At 53.0% G+C, this 15885-nt stretch carries 15 protein-coding genes; 4 read left to right on the top strand and 11 right to left on the bottom strand.

Annotated elements, in window-relative coordinates; genetic code table 11:
• Positions 1-105 precede the first annotated feature (105 nt).
• The gene (locus FH039_RS04620) at positions 106-1353 is read right to left on the bottom strand and encodes an AAA family ATPase (RefSeq protein ID WP_206206167.1); all 1248 of its coding nucleotides are present in this window, start codon (positions 1351-1353) and stop codon (positions 106-108) included.
• Between the two features lie 99 nt (positions 1354-1452).
• Entirely contained in the window at positions 1453-2151 is a 699-nt protein-coding gene (locus FH039_RS04615) for an acetate--CoA ligase family protein (RefSeq protein ID WP_139680378.1), read from the bottom strand.
• A gap of 154 nt (positions 2152-2305) precedes the next feature.
• Between FH039_RS04615 and FH039_RS04610 the strand changes: the two genes are divergently transcribed.
• A complete protein-coding gene (locus FH039_RS04610) occupies positions 2306-3610 on the top strand; it encodes a DUF4139 domain-containing protein (protein WP_139680377.1) in 1305 nt (434 codons plus the stop codon).
• 2 nt (positions 3611-3612) lie between these two features.
• On the opposite strand, the gene FH039_RS04605 is transcribed toward FH039_RS04610, so the two are convergent.
• Positions 3613-3846: a hypothetical protein gene (locus tag FH039_RS04605; RefSeq protein WP_139681648.1), complete on the bottom strand. Its 234-nt coding sequence runs from the start codon at positions 3844-3846 to the stop codon at positions 3613-3615.
• Between the two features lie 93 nt (positions 3847-3939).
• Between FH039_RS04605 and FH039_RS04600 the strand changes: the two genes are divergently transcribed.
• The 3 genes from FH039_RS04600 (at position 3940) to trmBL2 (ending at position 9340) form a co-directional block, all read left to right on the top strand.
• Positions 3940-4470, top strand: coding sequence for an SWIM zinc finger family protein (locus FH039_RS04600; protein WP_139681647.1), 531 nt, complete (start codon positions 3940-3942; stop codon positions 4468-4470).
• A gap of 52 nt (positions 4471-4522) precedes the next feature.
• Positions 4523-8203, top strand: coding sequence for a reverse gyrase (rgy, locus tag FH039_RS04595; protein ID WP_139680376.1), 3681 nt, complete (start codon positions 4523-4525; stop codon positions 8201-8203).
• A gap of 342 nt (positions 8204-8545) precedes the next feature.
• Positions 8546-9340 (top strand): HTH-type transcriptional regulator TrmBL2, encoded by a 795-nt coding sequence (gene trmBL2, locus FH039_RS04590; RefSeq protein ID WP_139681646.1) that lies wholly within the window; start codon positions 8546-8548, stop codon positions 9338-9340.
• Between the two features lie 257 nt (positions 9341-9597).
• On the opposite strand, the gene FH039_RS04585 is transcribed toward trmBL2, so the two are convergent.
• From FH039_RS04585 to FH039_RS04550, 8 genes are all read right to left on the bottom strand, one after another.
• The gene (locus FH039_RS04585; RefSeq protein WP_139680375.1) at positions 9598-10356 is read right to left on the bottom strand and encodes a hypothetical protein; all 759 of its coding nucleotides are present in this window, start codon (positions 10354-10356) and stop codon (positions 9598-9600) included.
• On the bottom strand, positions 10332-11291 hold the full coding sequence (locus FH039_RS04580) for a hypothetical protein (protein ID WP_139680374.1): 960 nt from the start codon (positions 11289-11291) through the stop codon (positions 10332-10334). The genes FH039_RS04585 and FH039_RS04580 overlap by 25 nt, the downstream gene beginning before the upstream one ends.
• Positions 11276-12259 carry a DUF4855 domain-containing protein gene (locus FH039_RS04575; RefSeq protein WP_139680373.1) on the bottom strand — a complete coding sequence of 328 codons (984 nt, stop codon included), beginning with the start codon at positions 12257-12259 and terminating at the stop codon, positions 11276-11278. The genes FH039_RS04580 and FH039_RS04575 overlap by 16 nt, the downstream gene beginning before the upstream one ends.
• Positions 12260-12411: 152 nt before the next feature.
• Positions 12412-13221, bottom strand: a complete 810-nt coding sequence (locus FH039_RS04570; RefSeq protein WP_206206166.1) for a hypothetical protein — start codon at positions 13219-13221, stop codon at positions 12412-12414.
• Between the two features lie 151 nt (positions 13222-13372).
• Positions 13373-14368, bottom strand: coding sequence for a DUF4855 domain-containing protein (locus FH039_RS04565; protein ID WP_240703281.1), 996 nt, complete (start codon positions 14366-14368; stop codon positions 13373-13375).
• 141 nt (positions 14369-14509) lie between these two features.
• Positions 14510-14722 (bottom strand): helix-turn-helix domain-containing protein, encoded by a 213-nt coding sequence (locus FH039_RS04560; RefSeq protein WP_139680371.1) that lies wholly within the window; start codon positions 14720-14722, stop codon positions 14510-14512.
• Entirely contained in the window at positions 14719-15048 is a 330-nt protein-coding gene (locus FH039_RS04555) for an Sjogren's syndrome/scleroderma autoantigen 1 family protein (protein WP_139680370.1), read from the bottom strand. The genes FH039_RS04560 and FH039_RS04555 overlap by 4 nt, the downstream gene beginning before the upstream one ends.
• 4 nt (positions 15049-15052) lie before the next feature.
• Positions 15053-15778 carry an arginase family protein gene (locus tag FH039_RS04550; protein WP_139680369.1) on the bottom strand — a complete coding sequence of 242 codons (726 nt, stop codon included), beginning with the start codon at positions 15776-15778 and terminating at the stop codon, positions 15053-15055.
• Between the last annotated feature and the right edge of the window lie 107 nt (positions 15779-15885).

Raw genomic sequence — 15885 nt, 5'->3', positions numbered from 1 at the left:
ATGGCAAAAAGGGTACGTCGTTGAACCTTATAAGGTTTTCCATGGTTTGGAGTACTATGAAAACCGCGCAAAATGTTCCAGGGAATGAAAAGAGGAGTGAGTAATTCACATTTTGGAGAGCTCCACAAAGTTCTTCCAGTCCAGAACCTCTACCTCTTCGGGTTCTTCCGGGATCGCTGATCTGTCCGGCACTATCAGGAATTGTCTCTCCGCACCGAGGCTACTCAGCTTGTCCTCTATGGATCTCAGCTCCTTTTTCGTCAGCCGGGTTTTCCACTTCACTTCCCCTACAAGGGCCAGGCGTTTGTGCTTTCTCAGGGCTATGTCGACTTCAAGCTCTGGCAGGGCTATTTTCACGGGCTGGAGACCATACACCCTGGCGAGGAACCTCTCGAAGAAGGTTTCCATGTACCGGGGCATTTTCTCTCCGAGATGCTGGGAGACGTTCTTCTCCGGCAGTCCGGTTTCGAAGAACCCGTATTTGGAGTTCAGGTAGAAGGCAAAGTCAGCGACCGGTGAAACGTGCCTGTAGTGGTAGCCCTTTCTCCGCTTTCCGTAAAGGAGTATCCTTTCGAGGAGCCCCATGTTCACGAGGGTTTCCAGGTACTGACTCACCGCCCCGGGGTGGTTTTTTTCGATAAGCCCCCTTGAAAACAGCTCCGAGGCTATTTCTCCAGAGGTTCTTTTACCATCAGCAACGGCCTCAAGGATAGCAAAATAGCGCTGGCTTAGCTCCTTGTCTTCCTCCGTGAATATCTCACCCGTCAGGCTCGGTACATAGTCCCTCAAAAGGTTCCCGAGCACTTCAAAGGTTCGCTCCTTCATAGTTTCCACGGTCTGCGCCAGCCACGGCTCCTGAACGAGGCAGGCAAGCTCCATTAGGGATTTTCCCTTTATCCCGAGACCGGCAACGTATGCCATGGCATCCCTTGGGTCAACGAGTCTCACCTCCTGGAGGTGAAAGAGGCCGAGGAGCGGGCTGTTCTCGCCAATGAAGCGCCGGAAGTAGTGTCTTGTTGAGGTTATAAGTGTCAATTCTCCCTTTCCAGAGAGGCCCTGGAGCAGTGAGAAGAAGGGCTCGTCCAGCCGGTGGAATTCATCAATAACAACGCGACCGCTCTGTATCATATATGGCAGGAGACGTGTAAATTCGCTTATCGTCAGCTCTTCACCGCTTTCTATGTCGACGAGGCTCCTCCCCCGGGTTACAACGAAGTACTTGGAGTATTGGCTCCTCTCCCTGACGTAGAAGGTTTTTCCCGTTTTCCTTCTGCCGTAGAGCAGGAGCCACCTAACTCCAAGGACGCGATCCAGCTCCCGCCTTTGTATAATGGTCATTAGTATAACCACCATTATAATAACCGTGGTTATACTTAAAAACCTGTCGACGAGGCTTCAGATCCAGACATGGTAAGAGTGGTTCAGAATAGGAGAGAAAAGGGCCAAAAGCCCTCAAAGGAGCATCCTCGCGTCAACCGCAACCGCGCTGTCCTCGTAGGCGAAGATCGGGTTGATGTCGAGCTCCTTGATCTCCGGAAGCTCGAGAGCGAGCTCGCCGACCTTGGTGATTATGTCCGCCAGAGCATCGATGTTAACGGGCTTCTCACCGCGGGCTCCGGCGAGGATCGGGTAGGCCTTGATCTCCTTGATCATGTCGAGGGCCTCATCCTTGGTTATCGGGGCGACGCGGAAGCTAACGTCCTTGAGGATCTCGACGAAGATTCCACCGAGACCGAACATGATGGCCGGGCCGAACTGCGGGTCGCGGATCATACCGACTATGACCTCCTTGCCGAGCGGGAGCATGCGGTAGATGATGACGCCCCAGAGGTCTGCATCGGGCTTGTAGTTCCTGGCGTTCTCCATGATGGTCTTGAAGGCCTGCCTGGCCTCTTCATCGCTCTTGATGTTGACCTTGACACCGCCGGCGTCGCTCTTGTGGATAATCTGCGGAGAAACGATCTTCATGACGACCGGGTAGCCTATCTCCCTGGCAAACTGAACGGCCTCCTCCTCGTTGGTGGCGACCTTGAAGTCCGGAACGGGGACGCCGTAGAGCTTGAGTATCTCCTTAGCCTCAGGCTCGACGAGCGGCCTGTTTTCGGCCTTGGCCTTCTCGATGATTGCCCTAGCCTTCTCGATCCTGTCCATACCAATCACCCCATCAGCTTGACAGTTCTCAATCCGGCAGGGGGGTTAAAAGGGTTTCCATTCGTCAACCAATCGTTTCTTTCGTTTCGGCCTGGTTTGAAGCGATGAGGGGGGTATAAATACTCCGCCGCCTAATACAGTACAGGTGATTTTCATGAGAAAGAAGGCGATGGCTGCAGTGGGTGGAATTGCACTTATAATCCTGGCAGTTTTCTCGTTCCATGGTGAGAAGGCAGCGGCGAGCGACACCACCGTCGTTCTCTACAACTCCGCGAAGATCGGGGTTGTGGAGAGGGTCATGGAGGTCGAGCTGGATGAGGGAATAAACGACGTGCCCCTGGAGGAGCTGGCCGGGCTCGACATAGCGGAGGTCACGATAAGGCCTCTTGATGGTGGAGTACACGTCCTCGGGGTCTTCAGCAAAGGCTCAACAGGGGACGTTTACAGCGCCAACGTCGGGAGCGAGGTCGAGGTCAAGCTGAGGAGCGGCGACACCGTTACTGGCAAGTTCCTCGGCTTCAAGAACGGGAAGATAGCCATCGAGGGCGACGGTTACTACCTCATAAATCCGAACGAAGTTTCATACTTCAAGGCCAAGAACCTTGAGGGGAAGGCGAGCGTCTACGCGGTTCTTCAGGCCGAGAAAGCCGGAAAGTACAACGTGAGCATAATCTACCGCGTCTCCAACATGAGCTGGGAGAGCAGGTACAAGCTCTACATCGGCGATAACGCGAAGCTCTACGGTTACATAGTCCTCAACAACCCCACCGCCCAGGAGTTCAGGGACGCGAAGGTTCTCCTGGTTGCGGGCGACGTCCAGCTGTATCAGAACGTTCCCCAGCCGAGGGTCCTCTACGCGATGGCCGAGAAGGGAACCGACCAGGTCAGCGTCGGCGAGCCGGAGAAGATAGAGGCGTTCTACCTCTACAAGCTCGGCATCGTTGACCTGAACCCCGCGAGCAGGATGATGTACCCCTACATCAACTTCGAAGCCTCCTTCGAGAGGGAGTACCTCTACGAGAGCTGGCCTTACAGCCGGGAGGGACCGGTCTATGAGTCGATATCGTTCAAGACCGAGAAGGTTCTCCCAGCGGGGATCGTCGAAATATACAGGGAGACCGACGACGGGAGCCTCCTCGTGGGCGAGAGGGCCATCGAGCACACCCCCAAGGGCGAGATGCTGAGGATAGGCATCGGCAGGGACTACGACCTCAAGGGCACGACTACCGTGCTCGATCAGAGGAACGGCGAGGGCTACACGTACTACAAGATAAAGGTAACCCTCGAGAACTTCGGGAACGAGACCAAGACGGTGATAGTCAGGCACCACAAGTGGGGCAAGTTGCTGAGTTCGAGCATCGGGCCGATCGAAGAGACCGCCAACTACATCGACTTCAGGGTGACCCTGAAGCCCGGAGAAAAGAAGGAGATAATCTTCGACTACGAGAACCGGTATTGAGACTAGCTCTTCCGCAGGGTTATCTCAAATATGTTTTCTCCTTTTGTTATGTCCAGCACGAGGCTCTTGTCATAGTCGACGAACTTGGTGTTCACGACGGCGTAGCCCTCCCCCTTGAGGAACTCCGCCATCTTTAGACCCAGGTCGCCAAAGAACTCCGCCGCCATCGTGGCCATGCTCGGCTCTTTTATGCCCAGCTCGTCGTGATAGCGCCTGGCCAGCTCAAAAACATCCATGGTCACCACCGGTTATAGTATGCTCCCAGAGGATAAAACGCTTTCGTCCGAAAGGCTTAAAGCAACCCCCGCCAAGCGGTGAGAGTGAGAGCCATGGACGAGAAGACCCTCCGGAAGGGTGAGCGCTACTACAAGGCGGGAAAGGTTCTATGGGTCGTCAAGTACGGTGACAGGCTCTTTTCCAAGGTTCTGGGCACTTACCAGTACTACGTGGAGCTGGATCTCTCGACGGGGGAGAACACCTGCACCTGCCCCCTGGGAGGTGACTGCAAGCACGTTGCGGCCGTTATGAAGGCCCACGAGAACGGTTTCTACTTTGAGGCCTTCGACCGTCACGCCGATCTCTTTCCTGAAGCGGTCGCCATGGAGTTCCTCGCGGAGGTTCCGGAGCTGGCCCTCGACGTTACACTCAAAGAGCTCCGCTTTGCCCTCAGCACCGACGAGAGCGGGAGTGAGGTCGCGAGGCTTTTCAGGCGGGCGCTGAGGCTCGTGGGTATGACCGGGAAAAGGGAAGCCCTGCACTTCCTTGAAGAGGTTATTGAGGAATACCGGCACGTTTTCAGCGACTATGAGCTTTCCCTAAAGCTTGAGAACGAACTGAGAGAGCTTGAGACGGCCCTCTAAAAAAGCCTTATAAATCTCCCCAACCCCAAATAGGAACTTAGAGGGTGAGAAAATGAAGGCGATTTACCGGGATATGTGCCCGAACTGCCTCGGTAGAATCTCCGATGAGAGGCTGATCAATAAGAACCCGTGCAGCGAGTGTCTCGATGACACCGTCACGGCGGATTCTTATTTTGACCTCATCACTGCGGTTAGAAGCGCCCTGGAGCTCAGAGGCACGTTGAAAGAGTGGGAGAAGATATACTCCCTCGAGAACGGGCTGCGTGAGGTTGAGGGGTTCTTCGAAAGGGCCACGGGCTTTACCTTCTGGAGCGCGCAGAGGACGTGGGTTAAGAGACTCCTGAAGGGCAGGAGCTTCTCCATCATAGCCCCCACTGGGATGGGCAAGAGTACCTTTGGAGCCGTCATGGCGGTGTGGCACGCGACCAGAGGGAAGAAGAGCTACATAGTCGTGCCCACCACCCCGCTGGTGGTTCAGACCGTCAGGAAGATTCGGAAGATAGCGGAGAACGCGGGCGTTGAGGTCAACCTCGCCTACTACCACGGCAACCTCCGCAAGAAGGAGAAGGAGGAGATGCTGGCCAAGATAACCGGCGGGGACTACGATATCCTCGTTACCAGTGCCCAGTGGATGGCCAGGAAGTTCGATGAGGTTCTGAAGGGCAGGCACTTCGATTTCATATTCGTCGATGACGTTGATGCGTTTCTCAAGGCGAGCAAGAACATAGACCGCTCCCTTTACCTCCTCGGTTTCAACGACGAGGTAATCGGAAAGGCCTGGGAGATAATCCGCCTCAAAAAGCAGATGTCCAAATACCTGAACGGACGCGCCAAGGACCGGGAGGAGAGACTTAAGGAGCTAAACGCTCAGATAGCGGAACTCCAGCGCGAGATTGAGGAGTTCAAGTCGAAGAACGATATTGGCATCATGATCATCGCCTCGGCCACGGGCTCGGCGAGGGGCGACAGGATAAAGCTCTACCGCGAGCTCCTGGGTTTCGAGGTTGGAAGCGGGAGAAGCGCCCTCAGGAACGTCGCTGACAGCTACCTAAAGCCGAGCAAGGACATCAGGGAGCACATTGAAGAGCTTCTAACGATGCTCGGGAAGGGGGGCATAATCTTCACACCGATCGATCAGGGCCTGACCTACGCCGAGGAGCTGGCCAATTATCTCCGCGAGCGCGGCTTCAGAATCGAACTCGTCAGCTCCAAGAACAGGAAGGCCATCGAACGCTTCGAGAATGGGGAGGCCGACTACCTCATAGGCTCCGCCACATACTACGGCTCCCTCGTCCGCGGTCTCGACATGCCCCACCTCATCCGCTACGCTATATTCACCGGCGTTCCCAAGTTTCGCTTCTCCATAGACCTCGAAAGGCCGACCATCTACCGCGCCCTCGGTCTCCTCAGCGAGGTCATGGACTTCCTGGGCGACGAAGACAGGAAGCAGGCTGAAAAGCTCCATGCGAGGCTCAGGAGGCTGATACGGAACATCCCTCAGTTCGAGCTCCTCAAGATAGAGGAAGCTTTAGCCGAGGGACTGCCGATAGAGAACGAGTTCCACAACCACGTCCTCGGCGTTTTCCGCGAGCTGGTCGAATTTCTGAGGAGGGTCCTCAAGGACGAGGAGGTTCTCAGAAAGCTCGCCGAGGATCCATTCATCAGCCTGAAGGAGGAAGGTGGCAAGTGGTACATCGAGATTCCCGATGTTAGAACGTACATCCAGGCCACCGGAAGGACGAGCCGTCTGTTTGCCGGTGGAATCACCAAGGGACTGAGCGTGCTCATAGTTGACAACGAGAAGGTCTTCAACGGCCTCCTCAGGCAGATGCGCTGGCGCTTCACGGAATTCAAGATGGTGCCCTTCGAGGAGCTGGACCTCGATGATGTTCTGAGACAGATAGACGAGGACAGGGAGAAGGTAAGGCTCGTCATGGAGGGCAAGATAAGCGCCAAGGTCAAGGACCTCGTCAAATCCGCCCTCATGATAGTAGAGAGCCCGAACAAGGCCAGGACGATAGCCAACTTCTTCGGCCAGCCAAGCAAGACGAGGATAGGTGACCTGGTCGCCTACGAGGTGAGCATAGGAAATATGATGCTGACCATTCTGGCGAGCGGCGGGCACATGTTTGACCTCGTAACGAACGAGGGCTACCACGGCGTTCTGGTTGACGAGAAAGACGACATGCTGAAGTTCATACCCGTCTACGACACCATCAAGCGCTGCCGCGACTGTGGTCATCAGTTCGTGGACTGGGAGGAGAAATGCGTCTGTCCGCGCTGCGGCTCGACCAACGTCCGCGACGCCCTTCAGAACGTCAAGGCGATGCGTGAGCTGGCCCAGGAGGTCGATGAGATACTCATCGCAACCGATCCCGATACGGAGGGTGAGAAGATAGCCTGGGACATCATGAACGTCCTGAGTCCGTACACCCCGAACATCAAGCGCATAGAGTTCCACGAGGTGACGAGACCGGCGATAATGAGGGCCATCGAAGAGGCCAGGGACGTCAACGAGGGCCGCGTCAACGCGCAGATAGTGAGGAGAATAGAGGACAGGTGGATAGGCTTTGAGCTGAGCCAGGAACTTCAGAGAGTCTTTGAGAACCGCAACCTCTCCGCCGGAAGGGTTCAGACGCCGGTTCTCGGCTGGGTGATCGAGCGTTACAAGGAGTTCACCGAGAGCGAGACCTACTTCATGGGTCTGAGGCTTGAGAACGACCTGGGGATAACAGTGGAGCTTGGGAAGGACGGAAAGAACGTTGAGCCTCCCGAATACGTCACCGTCGAGGACGTCCAGCTTGAGGAAAGGGAGCTGAAGCCCTCGCCGCCTTACACGACCGACGCCATGCTTAAGGACGCCTCCACATTCCTCAAGCTGTCAGCGCCGGAGACCATGCGCCTGGCCCAAGACCTGTTCGAGGCCGGGCTGACGAGTTATCACCGCACTGACTCCACCCACGTCAGTAACACGGGAATAGAGATTGCTAAGGAGTACATTACCCAGGAACTCGGTGAGGAGTACTTTAAACCGCGCCCCTGGGGTGAGGAGGGAACCCACGAGGCCATAAGGCCAACGAGGCCGATAGACACGGGCAGGCTGATGCAGTTGATCCGCGATGGGATTATCCAGCTCCCCAAGAACCTCACCCGCAACCACTACCGGCTCTACGATATGATATTCAAGAAGTTCATGACGAGCCAGATGAAGGCGGCAAAGATAATCCATGAAAAGGCCGTCATCGACGCGGGCGTCGGAAAGACCGAGATAGAGGGCTATGTTGAGGTCGTTGAGGAGGGGTGGACAAAGCTGAGGAGCCCGCCGATGAGGCAGCTCCCGAGGCTGGAGAAAGGGACAAGGCTGAAGGTTGTAGAGGCCAAGAAGTGGAAGGCACCGAAGGTGTCACTCTACACCCAGGGAGATATAATAGCCCTGATGAAGGAACGCAAGATAGGCCGTCCCTCAACTTATGCAAAAATCGTTCAGACGCTCCTCCAGCGCTACTACGCCATCGAGACCCGCGGCAGGAAGAAGCTGGTGCCAACGGATCAGGGCATCAAGGTTTATCACTATCTCATTAGTAAGTACAGGGATCTCGTCAGTGAGGAGAAAACTCGGGGGCTCGAGGAGATGATGGACCGCATTGAGGAGGGCAGCGTCGATTATCAGGAGGTTCTAAACGCGCTTTACCGGGAGCTGCAGGGATATCTGGGGAACGGGAAGCCCCAATAATGTTTCTTTCCGCGGGTTATTTACTACTTTTTGATACCTGTGCCATAACACTTTTGATGATACCAGCTTTGGACTGTTCCGGTACGGAGGGTCAGGTTTTTTAGAATTTTAACGGCAGCATAGCGACAAAAGGTTTTGGGGTGATTTTGCTCCCAAGTAAAACCAAAAATTTTAAAATCCTGATGTAGTAATGGGTTTGCATGTATGCGCAACGGATATAATATCCCGGGAAGTCATCCCGGGGTAATCTTCGGGACATAACCGAAGACACTAACAACATTTGGAAAAAACTTATATGTGATGGAGCCCAACATACAAATGGAAAATACGGTGGTGGTAAGAATGGTTAAGGACAGGATGGTTGAGCTCCTTCAGGAGCACTTTGAGTTGAACCTCTACGAGGCCAGGGCGTACGTGGCACTGGTCGGCTTTGGCGTCCTCACCCCGGCCGAGCTGGCAAGCGTTTCGGAGGTTCCGGCGCCGAGGACCTACGATGTCCTCAGGAGCCTTGAGAAGAAGGGCTTCGCCATCAGCCAGCCGGGTAAGGTCAACAAGTACAGGCCCGTCCACCCGCAGAACATCCTCGAGAAGTTCATCGAGGAGTGGCAGGAGCGCGTTGCAGAAGAGCTTGAGCTCAAGAAGAAGGCGAAGGAGGAACTCCTTGAGCTCATGAGCCCGCTCATCGAGACCGAGATTCCGAAGTACGGCGTCGAGAAGGTCTGGGTGGTCAGGGGAATCAGGAACGCCACCCTCAAGACCAAGGAGATGTTCGAGGAGGTCAAGGAGCAGATCCTCCTGGCTGACGACGGCTACATAGCGATCAACCTCGAGAGCGACATCATCAAGGCCATCGACAACGGCGCCAAGGCCAAGATAATCGTCACCGAGAACGTCCTCCACAGGCTCGGCACTTCGAAGATAATGGACTACTACAAGAAGGGCAAGGTCGAGCTCAAGGTCATCGACAAGCTCGAGCTCCCGATGCTCATCTGCGACGACGAGGTCTTCTTCGCCCTCGAGGACATGGCGGCTCGCTACTTCAACTACGAGACCCAGATATGGATCAAGGACTTCCGCGTCAAGGCCCTCTTCGAGGGCAAGTTCAACGAGTACTGGGAGCAGGCCAAGAAGGCCTGATTCCTCTTTTCCCTTGTTCTTCGTGTGCCTTTTTACTGCCCCACCTGCGTTTCTCTATTGCCAGCGCTGATGCTGCCAGCAGAACCAGAAAGGCAGTACCGCAGATTTCTCTCCTGGTTGTTGCGGGTTCGTGTAGTTTAGTGGTGGCGTTTGCCTCAGACACAACTGGCTTCTCGCATACAAGCTCGCTAAAATCTGGGGACACTTCAAGCCGGGAAACCGTCCCGTTTTCGATCCTAAAGAGCAGAGAGGCTTCATCAAGACCCTCTCCAGCGGGAAGTTGCACCACCTTCCTGTTGATCACCACAATTCCTCTTTTCGCCTTGAAAGCCGTTAGACTGAGCCTTGAGGCGTTTATACTCTCTGGAAGCGTGGCGGTGTAGTCCCTTCCCTCCAAAGTGAATGTTACCCTTTCCATCTCTGGCCTCCACGTAGCTCCCGTGGGTCTGTGTTGAGGGGAGCTTAAAGGCCCAGACGTTAAGTTGCGCTCCGTTGCACCTTTTGGTCACGGTTCCGTTTGGGTAGGCGGTGATGGTGCACTCTGAAACCTTCTCAAGGCAGTTCCCTTCAAAGCGGTAGATCTCCCTTACTGTCACGTTCTTGATGAGTGTGAAGTTCTTTGGTTCGCCGTCGATGGCCACAGTAAGGTTTTTGTACGGTTCCGTGGATTTCTCCACCCTAAGCACGTAGAACGTTCCGTTTATCATGCCAACCGGAGTTGTATTCATGAGCGAAGGCCCGTATCCCCCGAGCAGAAAGGCTCGCTCTCCGTCCGTCAGGACGTAGTATTCTTGGAGAGAATTTGCGAAGTCCAGCCTGCTCTCCCATTCACCAGCTATCATCTCGCAGGTGTAGCTGTCGTGCTGGACGACGATGAGTAACCAGCCGTTTGTGAGATAAACTCCCCAGACGAGGTAAACCTCATAGGCAGAGCAATCCGCCGAGACCGTCTGAGTCAAAACTAGAATTGAGAGAATTACAGCTAAGAGAGCTATGAACTTTCTGATGAGCGCCACCTCCTAATTCTCCTCACGCAGGCTGAGGTTAAAGCGCCGAAGAGGAGAAAAGCCGGCCCGCAGATGCCCTTTTTGGTTTCTTTTGTGTTGGTTTGTGTTTTTGTTGTATTAGGAGACGTCTTTGTTGTGTAGGTTGTGCCGTTGGTCTCAACGGCCGTGCTGGTGGATGTATTCTTACTGGTCTTGCAGACCGTCACGTTGACGATTTTGACGTTATTCGGAAACCAGAAACCCTGTATCAGACTGTTGTTTCCAGTTGTGTCCAGGTAAACGAGGGTGACGTTTCTTGCCAATTCGTCTTTTTTGATGATGAAGTAAACCGGGAAAACGCTCGAATTCACAACGATGGCCGGACCTGGAGACCAGCTGCTCGCGCTTTTGCTGGAAGCGATCCAGAGGTCGCTCACGTTCGCGTGACTCCACTCGCCGGGACCCCAGGATTGCAGTTCAATCTTCCAGCCGTTTATCTCGTTGCTAATCTTTCCCTGGGAGATCCAGAACCAACTGCTGACGTTTACCTGCTCAACGCAGAAGTTCCGGGTATTAAGCCTGTAAACCATATCGGCCCTGGAGTAATCTGGGAGGTAGTACTCCATCTCCACGTACCAGCTCCCGTTGATGAACGTTGCTCTCCTGTAGATTATCCCCTCCGTGGGAACTCCTACCGCAGGAGTAAAGTTCAGCAGGTAAAGCCTGCCGCCATCGGAGAACAGGAGGTACTCGTGGCCGTAAAAGACCTCAGGCCAGCAGTCGGTCATGCCGCAGCTGACTCCCCACTGGAGGACTTCCAGATGAATTAAGGCATCGGTTCCGTTCGAGAGAACCGAGTATTTTACCTCGTAAAGGGGACCGGGCTCTTTTACGTAGTACGTTGCGGAAACCTGAAGGGTGAGAAAAAGCAAAGCGATGAAGATGGGAACTACCATTCTGGGCATTTTGCTCTCACCTTGTCTATGACTTTCAAATCGGTACCAAAGTAGTAGGCCCTGGTTGAGAATACGCTGGGGTTTACTTCGAGAATGGCTCTATAGTAGTCACAGGCGCGGTTAATGCACTTCTGTTCTGTTTCCTGATTAGGTGTTTTGTCACATCCTACTTTTTCTATAAAGTTACCATTCTTCCATGTTCCCTGGGTGCTTTTACAATATGCACAGTTGCTCGGTTCTCCAACTATGCTGTTGTCGGCTTCCATCTCAATGGAAAGCCCATGGTTCAGCATCCACTTCACACGGAGTGTCAATTCGTGTAGGGTGTAATCACTTCCATCGTCTAATTTGGTAGTCTGATAATAGTGAGGCTGAACAAACACGTGGTCAAAATACTTCGCAAGAGTTGGGATAGCAACTAAATCCTTGATTACCCTGTTTTGTATCTGCCCCATAGTCCTGTTCCCAATCGTGGGAATCCAGATCAACTCCAGACCCTGGTTGTAGATGTAGTCGTACATGTATTGGATGAATTCCTTAGAAACGTTCTTGCCATAGTTGCTGGTTTGAAGACAGCTCTCGTAGCTCCAGTAGAATCCTTTGAGGTTGTCGTTGTTAATGCTCAGAACACCATCAATCCAGCCTTGATAGTACGAGTTCACGCCGGAGTATTTAAATGGGATCAGTGCCTGATCCCTTTGGCTTCCATCAGGACGCTTGAAGGGTATCGTTATGTACACCGGAATCCCGCGTATATGTTTCGCTACCCACCTAGCGAATTCTTTCCCATCGTTGCGTCCTGAATCATAATGCGGGCCAGTATAGTGAGAACCTCCTCCCTCCCCATCCAGTACAACAATCCTGTCAAAGTCCCTCTCCCGGAAGTCATCAACAGTAGCCTTCCTGTCTCCGACGGTCATCCTCGACTCGTAGTCAGAACCGTTCCATCTAACCCACCACAGTGCGAACTTTGCCACAAGACATCACCATTATGAAACAATGTCTTAACATATAAAAAACTATTTGGAATTCTACTTGTTAAAATCGCAACAATACGAACCAAAAATTGGGGGTAAAAACCGGTTACTCAGCTTTGGTTCAAATCTCCCCATGTGTTCTTTATACTGTACTACTTACGTCTCCGTACTGCCAGCGCGAGTGTTGCCAGCAGAACCAGAAGGGCAGGGCCGCAGATTTTTCTCCCGTGTGTAGCGGGTTTGTGTAGTTCAGCGGTGGCGTTTGTCTCAGACACGACCGGCTTCCCGCATACAAGCTCGCTAAAATCTGGGAACACTTCAAGCCGGGAAACCGTCCCGTTTTCGATCCTGAAGAGCAGAGGGGCTTCATCAAGGCCCTCCCCAGCGGGAAGTTGCACTACCTTCCTGTTGATCAGCACAACCCCTCTTTTCGCCTTGAAAGCCCTTAGACTGAGCCTTGAGGCATTTATATCTCCCGGAGGCGTGGCGGTGTAGTCCTTCCCCTCCAAAGTAAATGCGAGCCTTCCATCTCTGACCTCCACGTAGCTCCCGTGGGTCTGCGTTGAGGGGAGCTTAAAGGCCGAGACGTTAAGTTGCGCTCCGTTGCACCTTTTGATCACGGTTCCGTTTGGGTAGGCGGTAACGGTGCACTCTGAAACCTTCTCAAAGCAGCTCCCCCCAAGGCGGTAGATCTCCCTTACTGTCACGTTCTTGAGGAGCGTGAAGTTGTAGGGCTCGCCGTTGATGGTCACGGTGACGTTTTTGTAGGGTTCTTTAGATTTGGAGATCCTAGCGGCGTAGAGGGTTCCGTTTAGGAAACCTGCCGGCATTGTCCAGTCAAGGGGAGGGCCCGAGCCGCCAATCAAGAACGCCTTACTCCCATCGGTCAGGATTAGGTAGGAATTCGCGGTGTCAACTCTGTTCTCCCATTCACCAGCTATCATCTCGCAGGTATAGCTCACGTGGGAAACCCCTATCAGGAGCCAGCCGTCTACCTGGAAGACCGAGTCAATGGAGTAAACTTCATAAGGGGAGCAATCTACAGAGGTTGCTGTGGGTGTGGGAAAAGCCAGAAGTAAGAGGAATAACACAAAGAAAAGAAATGTAACTCGTCTATACATATTCCTCACCGAATTTTCTCGAAAAGCCTTCCATTTCGTCAATGACTCTGAGATCTACGCTGAAGTAATAAACTAGGTCTTCATATTTTTTACCGAGTATATCTTTCTGAGCTTTTAAATAATGGAAGGCTATTTCTTTTGCATCATATGTATATTGAATCAAGCACTCGCGCGTAAACCTAGGACCACATCTTTCTATTAAGGATTCTCTAAAATTCTCTTCCATGTGTGTTCGGGATATATAGTCATAAAGAATGCTTCTGTCGACTTCCATCTCTATTGAAACATTATCCGGCATGTGGTCAATCCATTCAACTTTTTCGATGAGTTTCTGATAAGTATAAGGTACAGTGCCATACTTTTCGTTGAGTATTGAATTCTGGTAATAGTTAGGCTGAACAAAGATGTAGTCAAAGTATCTTACTAAACTCTGAATAGTGCAAAAGGAAGGATCATCCAAATACGTAACCCCTCTGTTACCTGTTGCCGGGATCCACATTAGTTCTTGTCCATGTCCGTGGATATAATCATAAACACCCTGAATAAACTCTTGGGAGACATTTCCACCATATGAACCAGTTTGAAGACAGCTCTCGTAACTCCAGTAAAAGCCCTTCATGTTGTCAATATTGACTGAAAGAACTCCATCAATCCAACCCCTGTAGTATGAATCAGGAACGCTTGAAAATGATGCCCGGGTTTGATCCCTTTGCTTTCCATCAGGGCGGTAAAATGGTATGGTTATGTAAAGTGGCATGTCAATGCCCAGGGAGAGAACCCATTCTGCTAGTTCTCTTCCATCATTATATCCATTGGAGTACATAGAACCACTACAACGGGAGTTACGCCCTTCGCCATCCAGTACAACAATCCTGTCAAAGCCCCTCTCCCTGAAGTCCTCGGGGGTGGCCTTTCTGCCCCCGACGGTCATCCTCGACTCGTAGTCAGAACCGTTCCATCTAACCCACCACAGTGCGAACTTTGCCACAGGACATCACCATCATGAGTACTACAGGGCCATATAAAAAACTATTTGAATTTCTACTTGTCAAAATCGCAACACTATGAGTCAAAAATGGGGGGTAAAAACCGATTACTCGCGGCTCAATTCAAAGAAAAAGTTGGGGGCTCAAACGTACTTGAACTCCTCCTCGAGCTCGTCCTTCTCCTTCAGCTTCCAGTAGAGCTTCCCGTCCTTCTGGTAGCTCTCGACCTTGCCCTGTTCGACGAAGCGGAGCAGGTAGCGGCGCACCTCCATCGCGGGGATGCCGGTTTTTCCCGCTATTTCCTCGATGGTCTTGGGGCCATCGCCGAGGGCCTCCAGAACCTTTACATTCTTCATTCTCCTCCCTCCAGTTTCCGGTATCTTTCCAGCAGTTCTATTATCTTCTCCATTGCCCTTAAGTGTTTCTCCAGTTCGTCTATGTCCTCCGGGAGGGAGTTGGCGAGCTCGTTGAGCTTCTCCATCAGCCTCTCCTCAACGCCCTTCATCTCGGCCTTTCTCTGCTTTGCCCTGTGCTCGCAGACCGGGCAGAAGACCTTCCCGTCCTTCTCGAAGAGCGGTGAACCGCACCTGGGGCAGTGCCTGTCGAGCATCTTGGCCCCCGAAAGCATGAGGGGCATTATTATGTTCCGTATCTCCTCCTCTGTGGGCCCTCTGGCGCTCATTCAATCACCCCGTCAGGAGCTGGAACACCTCGACGAATGCCTTCTTCCCGAGTCTCGAACGCCTTATCCTGTCCGAGACCTCGGCGATGTCAAAAGCCGCTATCCTGAAGTTCTCCTTGATCCCCTCCAAAAGCTCCAGGAGCTCTTCAAGCGTAAGCTCGCCGTGTTGGAAGCGGGCGATTTTGTACTCGGGCCTTAGAACGTCCATGTCCACGGTGAGGTAAACCTCGTCACCGAGGTACTTCTTGGACTCGTCGAGTATCTCGAGCAGGTCGTTTGTCTGAAGGTTCTTATAGGCCTTCCACTTCCCGCGGACTTTCCTGCTCCTCAGGAGGGCGGGAAATATCTTGACGCGCCGCGTCCAGAGCTGAGTCCTCTCGGTGGTCGGTATCATGAGGACGGGGGCGAGGACGACGGCCCGGTTTACGAGGCGCTCCTCAAGGGTATAGGCCAGCCACGAGCCGTGGTCGAGGTAGTCGTGCATCAGGTCGGTGTGGGCATCGACGCTTATGAGGGACTGGGGCCTGAGCTTTTCAACTATTCCGTACGTGGCGAGGTGCTCCCCTATTATGTACGCGCTGTCCTGGGGAATCCTCTCGGCCAGAAGCTCGACCCTGCTCGATTCAACTATCATGTAATCCTCTATGAGTTTGTTCCTTTTGAGGAGCTGAAGAACGTAGAGAACACCGTCGCGGTTTGGCTTTTCGCCGAAGGGAATGAACGTCACCATTTGATTCCACCGACCCGTGTTGGCACTCGGGCTTTTAAACCTTGGCGCTGTATTTGGACATTTAAATGTTAATTCGCGACGCCAAAGTTTAAAAAGTAGCATTCTGA

Source organism: Thermococcus indicus (genome assembly GCF_006274605.1).
GTDB lineage: Archaea > Methanobacteriota_B > Thermococci > Thermococcales > Thermococcaceae > Thermococcus > Thermococcus indicus.
This window is presented reverse-complemented; position numbering and strand designations above follow the sequence as displayed.